14 protein-coding genes, 2 pseudogenes and 1 riboswitch are annotated in these 14,977 nt (G+C 66.3%); of the genes and pseudogenes, 6 read left to right on the top strand and 10 right to left on the bottom strand.

What is annotated here, in order from left to right; all coding sequences use genetic code 11:
• Window positions 1–6: 6 nt before the first annotated feature.
• Window positions 7–1,218: an O-succinylhomoserine sulfhydrylase gene (gene metZ / locus ULB03_RS06550; protein WP_322482427.1), complete on the bottom strand. Its 1,212-nt coding sequence runs from the start codon at window positions 1,216–1,218 to the stop codon at window positions 7–9.
• Window positions 1,219–1,279: 61 nt separating this feature from the next.
• Window positions 1,280–1,357: riboswitch (SAM riboswitch) on the bottom strand.
• A 244-nt stretch (window positions 1,358–1,601) separates the two neighbouring features.
• On the opposite strand from metZ, the gene secB reads away from it, so the two are divergent.
• The gene (gene secB, locus ULB03_RS06545) at window positions 1,602–2,042 is read left to right on the top strand and encodes a protein-export chaperone SecB (RefSeq protein WP_246130757.1); all 441 of its coding nucleotides are present in this window, start codon (window positions 1,602–1,604) and stop codon (window positions 2,040–2,042) included.
• Window positions 2,043–2,136: 94 nt separating this feature from the next.
• Here secB and ULB03_RS06540 read toward each other — a convergent pair whose 3' ends face one another.
• The 6 genes from ULB03_RS06540 to hemE form a co-directional block, all read right to left on the bottom strand.
• Window positions 2,137–2,643, bottom strand: coding sequence for a hypothetical protein (locus ULB03_RS06540; protein ID WP_322482426.1), 507 nt, complete (start codon window positions 2,641–2,643; stop codon window positions 2,137–2,139).
• Window positions 2,643–3,239: a response regulator transcription factor gene (locus ULB03_RS06535; RefSeq protein ID WP_322483791.1), complete on the bottom strand. Its 597-nt coding sequence runs from the start codon at window positions 3,237–3,239 to the stop codon at window positions 2,643–2,645. Before ULB03_RS06535 ends, ULB03_RS06540 begins: the two co-directional genes overlap by 1 nt.
• Window positions 3,240–3,522: 283 nt before the next feature.
• A complete protein-coding gene (rho, locus tag ULB03_RS06530) occupies window positions 3,523–4,785 on the bottom strand; it encodes a transcription termination factor Rho (protein WP_004271485.1) in 1,263 nt (420 codons plus the stop codon).
• Window positions 4,786–5,165: 380 nt separating this feature from the next.
• On the bottom strand, window positions 5,166–5,594 hold the full coding sequence (gene hemJ, locus ULB03_RS06525; protein ID WP_322482425.1) for a protoporphyrinogen oxidase HemJ: 429 nt from the start codon (window positions 5,592–5,594) through the stop codon (window positions 5,166–5,168).
• A 46-nt stretch (window positions 5,595–5,640) separates the two neighbouring features.
• On the bottom strand, window positions 5,641–6,735 hold the full coding sequence (gene hemH, locus ULB03_RS06520) for a ferrochelatase (RefSeq protein WP_322482424.1): 1,095 nt from the start codon (window positions 6,733–6,735) through the stop codon (window positions 5,641–5,643).
• A gap of 60 nt (window positions 6,736–6,795) precedes the next feature.
• Window positions 6,796–7,857 (bottom strand): uroporphyrinogen decarboxylase, encoded by a 1,062-nt coding sequence (gene hemE / locus ULB03_RS06515; RefSeq protein WP_322483790.1) that lies wholly within the window; start codon window positions 7,855–7,857, stop codon window positions 6,796–6,798.
• Window positions 7,858–8,325: 468 nt separating this feature from the next.
• On the opposite strand from hemE, the gene ULB03_RS06510 reads away from it, so the two are divergent.
• From ULB03_RS06510 to dnaQ, 5 genes and pseudogenes are all read left to right on the top strand, one after another.
• Entirely contained in the window at window positions 8,326–9,273 is a 948-nt protein-coding gene (locus ULB03_RS06510) for a pyruvate, water dikinase regulatory protein (RefSeq protein WP_322482423.1), read from the top strand.
• Complete coding sequence (locus tag ULB03_RS06505) at window positions 9,240–9,884, top strand: Maf family protein (RefSeq protein ID WP_322482422.1); 645 nt, start codon at window positions 9,240–9,242, stop codon at window positions 9,882–9,884. Before ULB03_RS06510 ends, ULB03_RS06505 begins: the two co-directional genes overlap by 34 nt.
• Before the next feature lie 14 nt (window positions 9,885–9,898).
• Window positions 9,899–10,747 (top strand): shikimate dehydrogenase, encoded by an 849-nt coding sequence (locus ULB03_RS06500; RefSeq protein WP_322482421.1) that lies wholly within the window; start codon window positions 9,899–9,901, stop codon window positions 10,745–10,747.
• Between the two features lie 50 nt (window positions 10,748–10,797).
• Window positions 10,798–11,456, top strand: a pseudogene (coaE, locus tag ULB03_RS06495) (dephospho-CoA kinase).
• 9 nt (window positions 11,457–11,465) lie between these two features.
• A complete protein-coding gene (gene dnaQ, locus ULB03_RS06490) occupies window positions 11,466–12,179 on the top strand; it encodes a DNA polymerase III subunit epsilon (RefSeq protein WP_322482420.1) in 714 nt (237 codons plus the stop codon).
• 57 nt (window positions 12,180–12,236) lie between these two features.
• Here dnaQ and ULB03_RS06485 read toward each other — a convergent pair.
• The 3 genes and pseudogenes from ULB03_RS06485 to ULB03_RS06475 form a co-directional block, all read right to left on the bottom strand.
• Window positions 12,237–12,949 (bottom strand): annotated as a pseudogene (locus ULB03_RS06485) (IS5 family transposase).
• 92 nt (window positions 12,950–13,041) lie between these two features.
• The gene (locus tag ULB03_RS06480) at window positions 13,042–14,016 is read right to left on the bottom strand and encodes a quinone oxidoreductase family protein (RefSeq protein WP_322482419.1); all 975 of its coding nucleotides are present in this window, start codon (window positions 14,014–14,016) and stop codon (window positions 13,042–13,044) included.
• 182 nt (window positions 14,017–14,198) lie between these two features.
• A complete protein-coding gene (locus tag ULB03_RS06475) occupies window positions 14,199–14,894 on the bottom strand; it encodes a dienelactone hydrolase family protein (protein WP_322482418.1) in 696 nt (231 codons plus the stop codon).
• Between the last annotated feature and the right edge of the window lie 83 nt (window positions 14,895–14,977).

The raw sequence follows: 14,977 nt of genomic DNA, 5'->3' as shown, positions 1-14,977 counted from the left end.
CATCAATCAGCCCGCGGCGGCGGCCAGGCCGGCGGCCAGATCGTCGCGCAGGTCGTCCGCGTCTTCCAGGCCCACGGACAGGCGCAGGGTGCCGGGGCCGATACCCACCTTGGCCTTCTCCTCGTCCGTCAGGCGCTGGTGGGTGGTGGTGGCGTTGTGGGTGATCAGGCTTTTGGCATCACCCAGGTTGTTGGAGATCTTGATGATCTTCAGCGTGTTCAGCAGGCGGAACGCCGCCTCTTTGCCACCCGTCACGTCAAAGGTGATGACCGTGCCGCCGGTCTTCATCTGGCGCATGGCCAGGTCGTGCTGGGGATGGCTGGGCAGGCCGGGATACAGCACTGTCGACACCGCCGGGTGGCTTTCCAGGAACTGGGCCAGCGCCAGGGCGGACGCGGCCTGGGCATTGACGCGCAGTTCCAGCGTCTCCAGGCCCTTCAGCAGCACCCAGGCGTTGAAGGGGCTCATGGACGGGCCGGTGTGGCGCAGGACGGGGGAGAGCAGGGTCGCCACCTCGTCATCGCACAGCACGGCGCCGCCCAGGCAGCGGCCCTGGCCATCGATATGCTTGGTGGCGGAATAGACGACCACATCGGCGCCAAATTCCTTCGGCCGTTGCAGCACGGGGGTGGCGAAGACGTTGTCTACCACGACACGGGCGCCGGCCTTGTGGGCCAAATCCGCAACCGCGGCCACGTCCACCACCTGCATGGTGGGGTTGCTGGGGCTTTCCAGGAAAACCACGCTGGCCGGGGTGGACAGCGCCTCTTCCCACTGCGCCAGGTCCGTGCCTTCCACCAGGGTGCACTGGATGCCATAACGCGGCGCCAGATCCTTGACGATGTAGAGGCAGGAGCCGAACAGCGCGTGCGGCGCCACCACCCGGTCGCCGGCCTTCAGCAGCCCCATGACGGCCAGATGGACCGCCGCCATGCCGCTGGCCGTGGCGATGCAGCGGGCGAAGCCCTCATACCCGGCCAGCCGTTCCTCCAGCATGACGACGGTGGGGTTGCGGAAGCGGGAATAGACGAAGCGCGAGCCGTCGTTGACGAAGGCGGCCTCGGCCTCCTCGGCACTGGCGTAGATGAAGCCCGAGGTCAGGAACAGCGCTTCGGAGGTTTCCTCGAAGCCGCTGCGGCGCGTGCCGCCGTGCACCAGCTGGGTGCGGGGGCGGAGCGTGGGGGCGGTGGAAGCGGGATTGTCAGGCGTCTGGCCCATGGCCGTCACTCCGATCATAAGGCAACCGCGACCGGCGAAGGCGGCGGTGTGGTCGGTGTACCTTATGTACGGCCCGACCTTTTAGCAGCTTGTTTAACGTGGTCTGCAAGCCGGTCAGCAAATCACCACGGATTCCGGTTTTAGGCTCACGTTGGGCCGAGCGTCAACGGCGACCTTGTCATCGGGACAATGCAAGGACGGCTGGGGTAATGCCCGCTGATAATGCGCGGTTGCCGGCCAGCCGCTTCCGTGCTAGTCCCGCGCGCGTCAGTCCGCTTCTGCGGAATAGCTGATTTGCTTTTACCGGGAGTCCCAGACCTATGTCCGATGAGACCAGCCTGAACGGCGCCGCCAACGGAAGCACCGCCCCCGAAGGCGCCGGCATGCTGCCGCTGGTGGTCAATGCCCAATACGTCCGGGATCTGTCGTTCGAGAACCCGAACGCCCCCGCCAGCCTGATGAACGGCCAGCAGCCCAAGGTCGACCTGCAGGTCGACGTGCAGGCCCGCAACGTGGCGGAAAACGTCCATGAGGTCGCGCTGAACATCCGCGCCGAGGCCAACCACGACGGGCGCACCGCCTTCATCGTGGAACTGTCCTACGCCGGCATCTTCTCCATGCCGCCCATGCCGGTCGACCAGACCCGCGCCGTCCTGCTGATCGAGGCGCCGCGCCTGCTGTTCCCGTTCGCCCGCGCCATCGTGTCCGACGCGGTGCGCGACGGCGGCTTCCCGCCGCTGATGCTGCAGCCGCTGGACTTCGTGGATCTGTACCGTCGCCAGGTGCTGGCGGCCGAAAAGCCGGAAGACATGGCCCAGGCGTAAGCCTCGATCCAGGCGCAAGCCCGGCCATCGTTGTTCGTCAAAGCCGCCCGGCGCCGTATGGCCCGGGCGGTTTTCTTTTGGGCGCGGGAAGAGGTCAGCCGCGCGCGGCGCGGATCAGGGCGTCGGCGGTGACGGCATCGGCGCCGGCGGGAACCACCGCCAGGGGAAGACGGAGGTCACCCAGGCCGGCCAGCGTCGCCTTGGTGCCGGCCACCACCTGCCACTCGCCGCCCCCGTCCGCCAGCACGGCCTGCGCCTCGCGCGCCGACGCCGCCAGGGTGACCTCCAGCCCCAGGGTCTCCAGCGCGCCGGCCAGCCGGTCCATCGCCCGGCCGACGAGCAGGACGTGCAGGGCGGCCACCGGACGCGGGCGTGGCACTCGGGCCACCAGCAGCCGCGCCTCTTCCGCCGCCGCCAGGATGCGGGCGGCGAAATCCTGCTCCACCCCACCCGCCGGCAGATCCGCTGCCAGCAGCGAGGAATAACCGTGGATGGCGGTCAGCAGGTTGTTCAGGTCATGCAGGAAGGTGGCGGGGACCATCCGGCCCTCCGCCTTCGCCTCACCCGTGGTGCCGGGAGGGATGCCGATGGGTGGGGCCATCAGCTGGCGATGCCCATCTCCACCGCGCGCATGACCGCCTGGGTGCGGTTCTTGGCGCCCAGCTTGCGGCAGATGCCGCGCACATGCAGCTTCACCGTCACCTCTTCCAGTTCCAGCGAGCGGGCGATCTCCTTGTTGGAACGGCCCTGCAGCAGGTAGTCCAGCACCTCGCGCTCACGGCGGGTGAAGCTGGCACCATCGGCGGTGTCGGCGGTGTTGAGGTCGGCCGGGATGAAACGCTCACCCTGCAGCATGGTCTGGATGGCGGACAGCAGTTCCGCCGCGCTCAGCGTCTTGGGCAGGAAGCCCACCGCCCCGCGGGTGAAGGCGCCCCGGATCTCATCCGGCCGGGCCAGGCCCGACATCAGCGCCACCTTCAGGGCGGGGAATTCCGTGCGCACATGCTGCAGCCCATCGAGGCCGTTCATCCCCGGCATGCGCAGATCCAGGATCAACAGGTCGATGGCGCTGTCCTGCCGCAGGGCCGTCACGGCCTCATCCACACTGGCGACACCCACGACGACCGCACCCGGCGCCTGTCTTTCGATATGCGAAGACAACGCGTCGCGTACCAGACCATGGTCATCGGCAATCATTAAGCGCATCTGAGACGACCCCCGGCGGTTGTTCTATCCAAAAGGATAGACCACTAAGCCCTGCTATTTGAACCTTTTTTCAGCGTCTGCAAGGGTCATGCAAGCAGAAAATGCTTATAGGCCGCAATTGAGTATGACTAGGCGGCAGATCGGCCCTATGGGTGCAAAGGCCGTGGCGCCATGGTTAACGAATGGTTTACAGCGCTTCTGTTGTTTTATTTCACAATAAAAAAGGTGCCACCGACAAACGATGGCACCTTTGATATCGTTACTGTAATTCTTCTTACTGGTTCATGCTCTCGAAGAATTCCGAATTCTGCTTGCTCTGCTTCAGCTTGTCGATCAGGAATTCCACGGCGTCGGTGGCGCCCATCGGGTTCAAGATGCGGCGTAGGATCCACATCTTGGCCATGGTTCCCTTTTCCACCAACAACTCTTCCTTTCGGGTGCCGGACTTCTGGATGTCGATCGCGGGGAAGACGCGCTTGTCCGACAGCTTGCGGTCCAGGACGATTTCCGAGTTACCGGTGCCCTTGAACTCTTCGAAGATCACTTCGTCCATGCGCGAGCCGGTGTCGATCAGCGCGGTGGCGATGATGGTCAGGCTGCCACCTTCCTCGATGTTGCGGGCGGCACCGAAGAAGCGCTTGGGCCGCTGCAGGGCGTTGGCGTCCACACCACCGGTCAGCACCTTGCCCGAGGACGGCACCACCGTGTTGTAGGCGCGCGCCAGACGGGTGATGCTGTCCAGCAGGATGACGACGTCACGCTTGTGCTCGACCAGGCGCTTGGCCTTTTCCAGCACCATCTCCGTCACCTGCACGTGGCGGGTGGCCGGCTCGTCGAAGGTGGAGCTAATGACTTCGCCCCGGACGGAGCGGGCCATGTCGGTCACTTCTTCCGGACGCTCATCGATCAGCAGGACGATGAGGTAGACTTCCGGATGGTTGGTGGCGATGGAGTGGGCGATGTTCTGCAACATCACCGTCTTACCCGTGCGGGGCGGCGCCACGATCAGGGCGCGCTGGCCCTTGCCCAGGGGGGCCACCAGATCGATGACCCGGGTGGTCATGTCCTTCTTGTTGCGGACCGGATCCTCGATTTCCAGCTTCAACCGCTCTTCCGGGTAGAGCGGGGTCAGGTTGTCGAAGTTGATGCGGTGACGCACCTTGTCCGGGTGGTCGAAGTTGATGGACCCGACCTTCAGCAGGGCGAAATAGCGCTCGCCATCCTTGGGGGAGCGGATTTGGCCTTCCACCGTGTCGCCGGTGCGCAGGCCGAAGCGGCGCACCTGGCTGGGGCTGACATAGATGTCGTCCGGACCCGGCAGGTAGTTGCTCTCGGGCGAGCGCAGGAAGCCGAAACCGTCCTGAAGAACCTCCAGCACGCCTTCGCCGAAGATCGGCACGTCGTTTTCGGCCAGCTGCTTCAGGATGGCGAACATCATGTCCTGCTTGCGCAGGGTGCCCGCGTTCTCGATCTGCAGCTCTTCCGCGAACGCCAGCAGCTCTGCGGGCGACTTAGCCTTCAACTCTTGGAGATTCATCTTCGTCCTGTCGGGGAGACCCGGGATGGGAAGACGACGGGCTTGGCCGTCGGCCCCGGCCTCATGAAATCGGGTGTGTGGGGTGGAAGGATGGCATCGCCTGGGAAAAAGAACGGCAACACCGGGGACGGGAAGTTCGGGGAAATTTGGCCTCGCTGCGCCCATCCCGGGGAGGGGGGCGGGGATGCCTCACGAGCCTGGCACCCGGTTACGGGGCGACTCGGGTTCACCCCGATGTTACGGGCCTTGACCTGTTTCAGGATTAGTACAGGAACCGAGCCCAAGTCAAAACAAAAAGACCCGGATCCGGCGGGCGCAATGGACTTAGGCCTGAATAGCTTTGAAAGGGCCTGGAACTTGAACGGCGCAATAACGGTGGATCAGAACGGCCGCACGATGACGAGGATGACGATGCCGATCATCAGCAGGGTCGGCACCTCATTGGCGATGCGGTAAAAGCGCTGCGGACGCGTGTTGCGATCCTCCGCGAAATCACGGCGCCAGCGGGCCATGGCCATGTGCGCCACGGTCATCAGCACCACCAGCGCCAGCTTGGCGTGCAGCCAGCCCGCGCCCTTCAGCAATCCCGGATCCAGGGTGATCATGGCCAGGCCGCAGGCCCAGGCCACGATCATGGCGGGGTTCATGATGGCGCGCAGCAGGCGCCGCTCCATGACCTTGAAGGTTTCCGACTGGGGGGACCCCACCGGGGCGGCGCAGTGGTAGACGAACAGCCGGGGCAGATAGAGCAGGCCCGCCATCCACGAGATGACGGCGATGACGTGGATGGCCTTGATCCAGAGATACATGGGGGTGTCCCCTCGCCCGGTTAACGGTGTCGGCCTCTTATGACGGTCATACCGCCTGGGGGCAACCGGCTTTGCCAGCGGGGCACAGGCGCAGGCCCGTGCCGCACAGCACCGGCCCACCCGATGCGCGGGTCAGCGTCTGGCGGACCAGGCCGGCCAGGCCCTGGATGAAGGCGGCCTCCACCCCCACCGTCGGCACCCTGACGAAATAGGGCACGCCCAGTTCCTGCGCCAGGTGGCGATACTCGTGCTCGATCTCCACCAGGGTTTCGGAGTGTTCGGAAACGAAGGCGATGGGGGCCACCACCACCGGCACCTTGTCCTGACCGGCCCGGCGGATCTCCTCATCCGTCGACGGGCCGATCCACTTCATGGGACCGACACGGCTCTGATAACAGGAAACCCAGTCCAGTCCGTCGATGCGCAGGGCCTTGACCACCGCCTGGGCCGTGCGTTCGCACTGGAACTGATAGGGGTCGCCGTCCTTCACCACCTTTTCCGGCAAGCCGTGGGACGAGAACAGGACGCGCGGCTTTCCATGCTGCGACGCCTCCTCCACGGCGGCCCGCACCAGCTTGGCCGTGGCGGCGATGAAGCCCGGCTCGTCCGGATAGCAGCACAGGGCGCGGCTGGGCGCCTTGAGGCCCGCCGCCTTGGCCGCCCGGTGCCAATCCTTGAGGCTGGACGCGGTGGTGGTGGTGGAGAATTGCGGATACAGGGGGAGCAGGATCACCTCATCCGGTTCCCAGTCTTTCACGTCATGGGCCACGGCATCGCTGAAGGGATGCCAGTAGCGCATGCAGACGAAGGCCCGGACCGTCCCGATGTCCCATAACTGCTGTTCCAGCGCACGGGCCTGGGCCTCGGTATTGGGCAACAGGGGGGAACCGCCGCCCAGCGTCCTGTAGATCTCCTGGGCGACCTTGTCGCGCCGGCTGGAGATCAGGTGCGCCACCATCTGCCGCAACGGCGTCGGCAATCGGATGATGGCCGGGTCGCGGAACAGGTTGTAGAGGAAGGGGCGCACCGCCTCCAGGCGATCGGGACCGCCCAGATTGAACAGGACGACGGCGATGCGCCGGCCACGGGCGGTCTTGGACGCCGCGTCGGGCGCGGTCTCGGGAAGGGGCAGCGGGCTCATGGGGGCTCGGTCGGCGGTCGATCAGGGCGGAAGGCGATACGGCTGGGGACCTCCCCTGGATCAGGGGGAAGGCCAATCGCGGATGAGGCGCGCCAACTCGGCGACATGCTCCGGCGGCGTCTGCTGCACGATGCCATGCCCCAGGTTGAAGATGAAGGGGCCCTTGCCCAGCGTGGTCAGGATGTCGGTGGCGGCGCGGCGCAGTGCCTCCCCTCCCGCCACCAGGGCCAGGGGATCCAGGTTGCCTTGCACCGGGACGCGGCTCTGCAGCGCTGTCGCGGCCCAGTCCAGCGGAACGGACGTGTCCAGGCTGACGGCGTCCACCCCGGTCTGCTCCACATAGGCCTGGATATTGATCCCCGCTCCGCGCGGAAAGCCGATGACGGGGACCCCCGGATGCTTGTCCTTCAGGGCCCGCACGATGGCCCGGGTGGGGGCGATGGACCAGCGGGCGAATTCCGCCGGGGCCAGGGCGCCGGCCCAGCTGTCGAACAGCTGCACCACCTCCGCCCCCGCCTCGATCTGGCCGGAGAGATGGGTGACGGTGGTGTCGACCAGCAGGTCGATCAGGCGCTGGAAGCCGGCGGGATCCGCGTAGGCCCAGCCCTTGGCGTGCAGGAACTCCTTGGACCCCGCCCCTTCGACCATATAGGTCGCCACGGTCCACGGGCTGCCCGCGAAGCCGATGAGTGTCACGGTGTCCGGCAGCGCCGCGCGGATACGACGGACAGCCTCATAAACCGGTTCCGCCCGCGCCGTCAGGTTGGTCACGTCCAAACGGTCAAGTCCGGCCTGGTCGCGGATGGGATCCAGCCGTGGCCCCTCCCCTTCCGCGAACCACACCTTCTGCCCCAGGGCGTGCGGCAGGATCAGGATGTCGGAAAACAGGATGGCCGCGTCCATGCCATAGCGGCGGATGGGCTGCAGGGTCACTTCGGTCGCCAGATCCGGTTTCAGGCACAGGTCGAGGAAGCCGCCGGCCTGGGCCCGCACCTCACGGTATTCGGGCAGATAGCGCCCGGCCTGGCGCATCAGCCAGAACGGCGGACGGGGCGAGATCTCCCCCTTGAGGGTACGGAGCAGCAAACGGTCCGGCTGGATCTGGGACAAGGCGGTCTCCATGAGGGCGGGCCACATGGGCGGCCAGCCTGAGGTTTTCCCACAGGCCCCTTTTCTACTCTGACTTAAATTGAAAAAGGAATGGGGTGGTAGTTGGCCCTGTGGATAACGGGAATTCAAATTCGTCCGAATTTTCATCCACAGCGTCCGCGGGATCCCACGGCGGGCTGTTTGATTGTGGATGACGGTGCGGGGTTTATGGCGGGAACCCTGGAATGCTATAGAGTTCGTCATATCTGGGGATCCTGGGGATAAGTTGGAAGCCCGCCCGGTTTCCCCAGCTGTTCGAAGGGGTGACGGACTTTTACCCCAGGGGCGGATTCCCTCTGCACGGGATCCCGGAGAGCCTGTATGGAACGGGACCGGGATCCGGTGGAGGGTGTCTTTTCCCGTATTGTCCGCCGGTTTTCCCCAGATTAGGTCCACAGGCCCCGGGGCCTGTCTTCTCTACCCGTTGCCGGAGCGACGCCCTTGACCCAGACGGCCCAAACCAAGGAATTCCATCTGCATCTGGTGTCGGATGCGACCGGCGAGACCATCAATTCCGTCGCCCGCGCCTGCGTTTCGCAGTTCGACCATGTCGAACCCGTCGAGCATTTCTGGAACCTGGTCCGTACGGACCGGCAGCTGGAGATGGTCATCGACGGCATCCGCGATAATCCGGGCCTGGTCATGTTCACCCTGGTGAACGAGCGGCTGCGCCGCCGCCTGCAGGACACCTGCCGGGAAATCGGCATCCCCTGCGTGCCGGTGCTGGACCACCTGATCAATTCGCTGGCGGCCTATCTGGGCCTGGAAAGCCAGAGCCAGCCGGGCCGGCAGCACGCGCTGGATGCCGAGTATTTCAGCCGCATCGACGCCATGGATTTCGCCCTGGGCCATGATGACGGCCAGACGGCCTGGGAACTGCACCAGGCCGACGTGATCCTGGTCGGCGTCTCGCGCACCTCCAAGACGCCGACCTGCATCTATCTGGCCAACCGGGGCATCAAGGCGGCCAACATCCCCTTCGTTCCCGGCTGCCCCCTGCCCCCGGAGCTGGACCAGGTGTCCCGTCCCCTGGTGGTGGGCCTGACCAAGGACCCGGAACGGCTGATCCAGATCCGCCGCAACCGCCTGCGCCTGTTGAACCAGGGGGAGGAGACCAGCTACGTCGATCCCGAGCAGGTTCGTTCTGAATTGTCGGAGGCGCGCCGCCTGTACAGCCGCAAGGGCTGGCCCGTCATTGACGTCACCCGCCGCTCCATCGAGGAGACGGCGGCCGAAATCCTTATGCTGCTGGCCCGCCGGCGGCCGGCGGGGGCCCCGCCCCTCAACCCGGTGGGGGAGCCGGCGGAGGGTCCGCGCCTGTCCCCCGCCCGCCCCATTCTGGAATGTGAGTTCGCATGTCGTCTGAGGATATTCCGCCGGGCTCCTTGACTCCGGTGCTGGCGACCCAGCCCGTGGTGCTGGCGTCCGGCAGCGCCACGCGTCTGTCCATGCTGCGCCACGCGGGGCTGGAGGTGGTCGCCCATCGCCCCGGCGTGGATGAGGATGAGGTCAAACTGTCCTGCAAGGCTGCGGGCCTGACCGTGGAGGAGACGGCGGAGGCCTTGGCCGAGCTGAAGGCCAGCCGCGTCGCCGCCAAGGTGCCCGGCGCCTATGTCATCGGCGCCGACCAGATGCTGGAATGCGAAGGCCGCTGGTTCGACAAGCCGGAAGACCGGCAGGGCGCGGCGGAGCAATTGCGCGCCCTGTCGGGCCGTACCCACCGGCTGGTGACCACCGCCGTGCTGTTCCACAACAACAGCCGGGTCTGGCACCAGACCGACCAGGCCAAGCTGACCATGCGGCCGCTCAGCGACGCCTTCATCCAGCGCTACCTGGACGCAGCGGGCGACGCGGTCCTGACCTCCGTCGGGGGTTATCAACTGGAAGGCTTGGGTGCCCAGCTGTTCAGCCGCGTGGCCGGCGACCACTTCACCATCCTGGGCCTGCCGCTGCTGCCGCTGCTGAGCTTCCTGCGCGTGCGCGGCGTGCTGCCGGATTGAGGGAATACTGGGATATGATCAGCGGCAAGGCGAAGGTGGCCGGCGTCATGGGCTGGCCGGTGGGACACAGCCGCAGCCCCCGGCTGCATGGGCATTGGCTGGCGCACTACGGCATCGATGGCGCCTACGTGCCCCTGGCCGTGCCCCCGGACCGCATCGAGCAGGCTTTGCGCGCCCTGCCCGCCCTGGGCTTCGCCGGGTGCAACGTCACGGTTCCGCATAAGGAGGCCGCGTTCCGCACCGTGGACCGGGTGGACGCGACGGCCCGGCGCATGGGGGCGGTCAATACCGTCATCGTCCATCCCGATGGCGCGCTGGAGGGTCGCAACACCGATGGCTTCGGCTTCATCGAGAACCTCAAGACTGGTGCCCCCGGTTGGACGGCCATGGGGGGACCGGCCGTCATCGTCGGCGCCGGCGGGGCCGCCCGGTCGCTGGTGGTGGCGCTGGCCGATGCCGGCGTGCCGGAGATACGCCTGGTGAACCGCACCCTGGCGCGGGCTCAGGAACTGGTGGCGGAGTTGGGGCCCGGTGTCGCCTGTCCGCTGACCGCCGTTCCCTGGGATGATCGCGCGGACGCCCTGGCCGGTGCCCATGTGCTGGCCAACGCCACCACCCAGGGCATGGTCGGCCATCCGCCCCTGGACCTGGCCTTGGACGCCCTGCCCCGGGACGCCGTGGTGACCGACATCGTCTACACCCCGGTGGAAACGCCCCTGCTGGCGGCGGCCAAGGCCCGGGGCCATGCCGTGGTCGATGGCCGCGGCATGCTGCTGCACCAGGGCCGGCCCGGCTTCGAGGCCTGGTTCGGCCGGGCGCCCCAGGTGACGGACGCGCTTTACGCCGCCGTCTTCGGGGACTGACCGGTCATGGCCGTGGTCATGATCATGGTCTGGTGGTGGGGGACGACCCGTTGATCGTCCTCGGCCTCACTGGCTCCATTGGTATGGGCAAGTCCACGGCGGCGGCCATGCTGCGCCGCCTGGGTTGTCCGGTGCATGATAGCGACGCCACAGTGCATCGCCTCTACGCCAAGGGGGGCGCCGCCGTGGCCCCCATCGCCCAGGCCTTTCCCGGTGTGGTGCGCGATGGGGCGGTGGACCGGCAACTGCTGTCGGCGGAAGTGATGGGCAATACCCCGGCGCTGCGCCGGCTGGAGGCCATCGTCCACCCCCTGGTGGCCCGGGCGCGGGACCGTTTCCTGCGACGGGCGGCGGCGGCCGGGGCCAAGGTGGCGGTGCTGGACGTGCCCCTGCTGTTCGAGACGGGGGGCAGGTCAACTGCGACCGCGTGGCCGTCGTTTCCGCGCCGCACAGCCTGCAGCGCGCCCGGGTGCTGGCCCGGCCGGGCATGAACCCCGGCAAGCTGGACGCCATCCTGCGCCGTCAGATGCCGGATGCCGAGAAGCGGCGGCGGGCGGATTTCGTCGTGCCCACGGGCCTGGGCCGCGCGCTGACCTTGCGGCGGCTGGCCGGCATCGTCACACTGCTGTCGGGGCAAAGCGGCCGCGTCTGGCCGCCCCGCCCCCGCCCGTCCTCGATCCGCAAGTCTTCCAACCCCCGGTCCAGGTAGCCCGTCCCCATGCGTGAAATCGTCCTCGATACCGAAACCACTGGTGTCAACGCCCTGGGGGGCGACCGCGTGGTGGAAATCGGCTGCGTCGAGTTGCTGAACCATGTGGCCACGGGCAACAGCTGGCACGCCTACATCAACCCGGAACGCGACATGCCGGCGGAGGCGGAGGCGGTGCACGGCCTGTCGGCCGCCTTCCTATCGGACAAGCCGGTGTTCGCCGCCGTGGCCGGCGACTTCCTGGATTTCATCCAGGACAGCCCGCTGATCATCCACAACGCCAGCTTCGACATGGGCTTCCTGAACGCGGAGTTCACGCGCCTGGGGATGAAGACCATGCCCATGGCGCGCTCGGTGGACACGGTGGCCATGGCGCGCAAGCGTTTCCCCGGCGCGCCCGCCAGCCTGGATGCCTTGTGCCGCCGGTTCGGTATCGACAATTCCGGCCGCACCTACCACGGCGCGCTGCTCGACGCCCAGTTGCTGGCCGAGGTCTATCTGGAACTGATGGGCGGGCGTCAGCCCGACCTGGTGCTGGGCGCCACGACGGCCAAGACGACCGAGGTCGGCCTGATGGTGGTGGAGGAAACCCGCGTGTTCCGCGCGCCGCGGCCGCACGCCGCCTCGCCCGAGGAACTGGAAGCCCACGCCGCCTTCCTCAAGGCCATCAAGTCGCCGCTGTGGCTGGCGGGGGATGAACCGGCGGCGGCGACCGCCGGCTGATGCTAGAGCGGAACGCGATCAGACATGATCGCATCTCGCTCTAGGGCTTGTTGAGAATCATCTGGAGTGAATGACGGCTGCGACGAGATAGATCATGGCTGAGAAGCTCTGATCTGTTTTGTCGCAGCGCATGGCGATGCGTTTGAACTCTTTGAGTTTGCAGAAGAAATTCTCGATGAGGTGACGCCACTTATATATCTCGGCGTCAATCTTGCGTGGACTTGCCCGGCGAGGATGCTGGGAGATGACGACCTTGGCGCCACGCTCGTCCAGATCGGCGATGATGGTGGCAGAGTCATAGGCTTTGTCACCGATCAATCCGCCGAACTCCAAATCCTGGATCAAAGGGGCGACACCAACAGTGTCAAACCGATGGCCTGGCAGGAGGACGAAACGCACCAGGTTTCCGAGCGCATCCGTAAGAGCCAGGATCTTGGTGGTCATGCCGCCCTTGGAGCGACCTATGGCCTGGCTCTGAGTCCCCCTTTTGCGCCCTGACCATGCCGGTGGACTTTGACGATGGTGGCGTCAACCATGGCGTATTCCATGTCGGGCTCGTCCGAGCACGCCTCGAAAAGCCGAATGAAAACATCAGCTTTGACCCAGTCACGGTAACGTTTGAAGATCGTGTTCCACTTGCCGAACGAGGCGGGAAGGTCTCGCCAGGGGCTGCTCGTCCGCGCTATCCAAAGCACCGCCTCAATGAAAAGGCGATTGTCGCTACCGCTCCGCCCTGGATCACTCGGCTTCCCAAGGCAATGCGGTTCCATCTTCGCCCATTGGGCATCGGTCAGTACAAAGCGTTCCATCCGAAGCTTGAATCACGACCAAGCAACGGATGGAAGATAAATCTCAACAAGCCCTAGGGCAGCAGCACCGTGGAACCGGTGGTGCGGCGGGCTTCCAGGGCGATGTGGGCCTGGGCGGCGTCCTTCAGGGCGAAGGTCTGGCGCACGTCGATCTTCACCTTGCCGGACAGCACGGCGGTGAACAGGGCGTTGGCGCTGTCGCGCAGTTCCTTGGTGGTGGCGACGTAGCCACCCAGCGACGGCCGGGTCAGGAACAGCGACCCCTTGGTGTTCAGGATGCCGATGTCCACGGCGCCCACGGGACCCGAGGCGTTGCCGAAGCTGACCATGGTGCCCAGGCGGCTGAGGCAGTCCAGGCTCTGGTAGAACGTGTCCCTGCCGATGCTGTCGTAGACGACGGGCACGCCCTGGCCGTCGGTGATCTCCTTGACCCGTTCCACGAAGTTTTCGCGGGTGTAGACGATGGCGTGGTCGCAGCCGTTGGCGCGGGCCAGTTCCGCCTTCTCGTCCGATCCCACCGTGCCGATGACGGTGGCGCCCAGCGCCTTGGCCCACTGGCAGGCGATCAGCCCCACCCCGCCGGCGGCGGCGTGCAACAGGATGGTCTGCCCCGGCTTCACCGGGAAGGTGCGGTGCAGCAGGTAATGCGCGGTGAGGCCCTGCAACAGCATGGCGGCCCCGGTCTGGTCGTCGATCCCGTCCGGCAGGGGGATCAGGCGTTCCGCCGGATACAGCCGCGCCTCGGCATATCCGCCGGTGCCGCCGGTGCAATAGCCCACCCGGTCGCCGACCTTGAAGTCATGGACATCGGGGCCCACCGCCTCGACCACGCCCGCCGCCTCCATCCCCGGGATCAGGGGCAGCGGGTTCTTGTAGAGGCCGGTGCGGACATAGACGTCGATGTAGTTCAGGCCCACGGCCGTCTGGCGCAACCGGACCTGGCCCGGCCCAGGCTCCCCCACCGCCACCTCCTCCCACTTCATCACCTCCGGACCGCCGGTCTGATGGATGCGGATGGCGTGGACCATGGGGAGGCTCCTATGAAGGGGAAGAAAGTTTGGCTAGGCAGCCATCAGCGGCATGAGACCGTGCCTCATGCTGCTGTAGGACGCGACCGCGTCCGCCGGAAGTTTTCGGGGAACGCAGTGGACTGAAAACTGAGGATAGCCGAGCGGGCGGATGCCCGCGCCCGGCGCTTGAGGGACACTTGTTAAGACAGCGTCTCTTTCAGGAAGGTGGCGGTGCGCTGGTTGGCCAGGTCGGCGGCCGCGGCGTCGTAATGCTCCCCACCCACGCGGGCGAAGGCGTGGTCCTGGTCGGCGTACAGGTGCTGGGTGATGAGGTGGTTGCCCTCGATGGCGGCGCTCACCTTCGCGCGCGTCTCATCGGAGGAGAACTTGTCCTTGCCGGCGGTGTGCAGCAGCAGCGGCTTGGTAATGGCGCTGATCTCCCCCAGCGCGCCGTCCAGCCCCACCCCGTAATAACTGACATTGGCGTCGGCGTCGGAGCGCGTGGCCATCAGGAAGGCCAGCTTGCCGCCCAGGCAGTAGCCCAGGGTCCCGACCTTGCGGCCGGTCGCCTCATGCTCGCGCAGGAAGTTGACGCTGGCGATCAGGTCCTCCACCCCGCTGGCCTCGCTGAAGCCGTTGTAGAGCTGGAAAGCCCGCTGCCACTCGGCCTCGGTCTTGTCGGTCAGTTGCACGCCCGGTTCCTGGCGCCAGAACAGGTCGGGGCACAGCGCCGTATAGCCCAGCGCCGCGTAATGGTCGCACAGGGCGCGCATGTTGGCGTTGACGCCAAAGATCTCCTGGATCAACACCAGGCCCGGACCCTTGCCGCTGCTCGGGATGGCCAGATAGGCGTCGAAACTGCCACCGTCGGTGGCTTCGATCGTCACAGTGGTCATGCGCTACCCCTTTGATTTGGTTGCCAAGTGCCTTGGTTAAAAAACGGCTCGTTTCTTAATGCGCCTATAGTAGCGGTTGGCGC

Origin of the sequence: Nitrospirillum goiasense (assembly GCF_034427435.1) — a bacterium.
In the GTDB taxonomy this organism is placed as follows: domain Bacteria; phylum Pseudomonadota; class Alphaproteobacteria; order Azospirillales; family Azospirillaceae; genus Nitrospirillum.
This window is presented reverse-complemented; position numbering and strand designations above follow the sequence as displayed.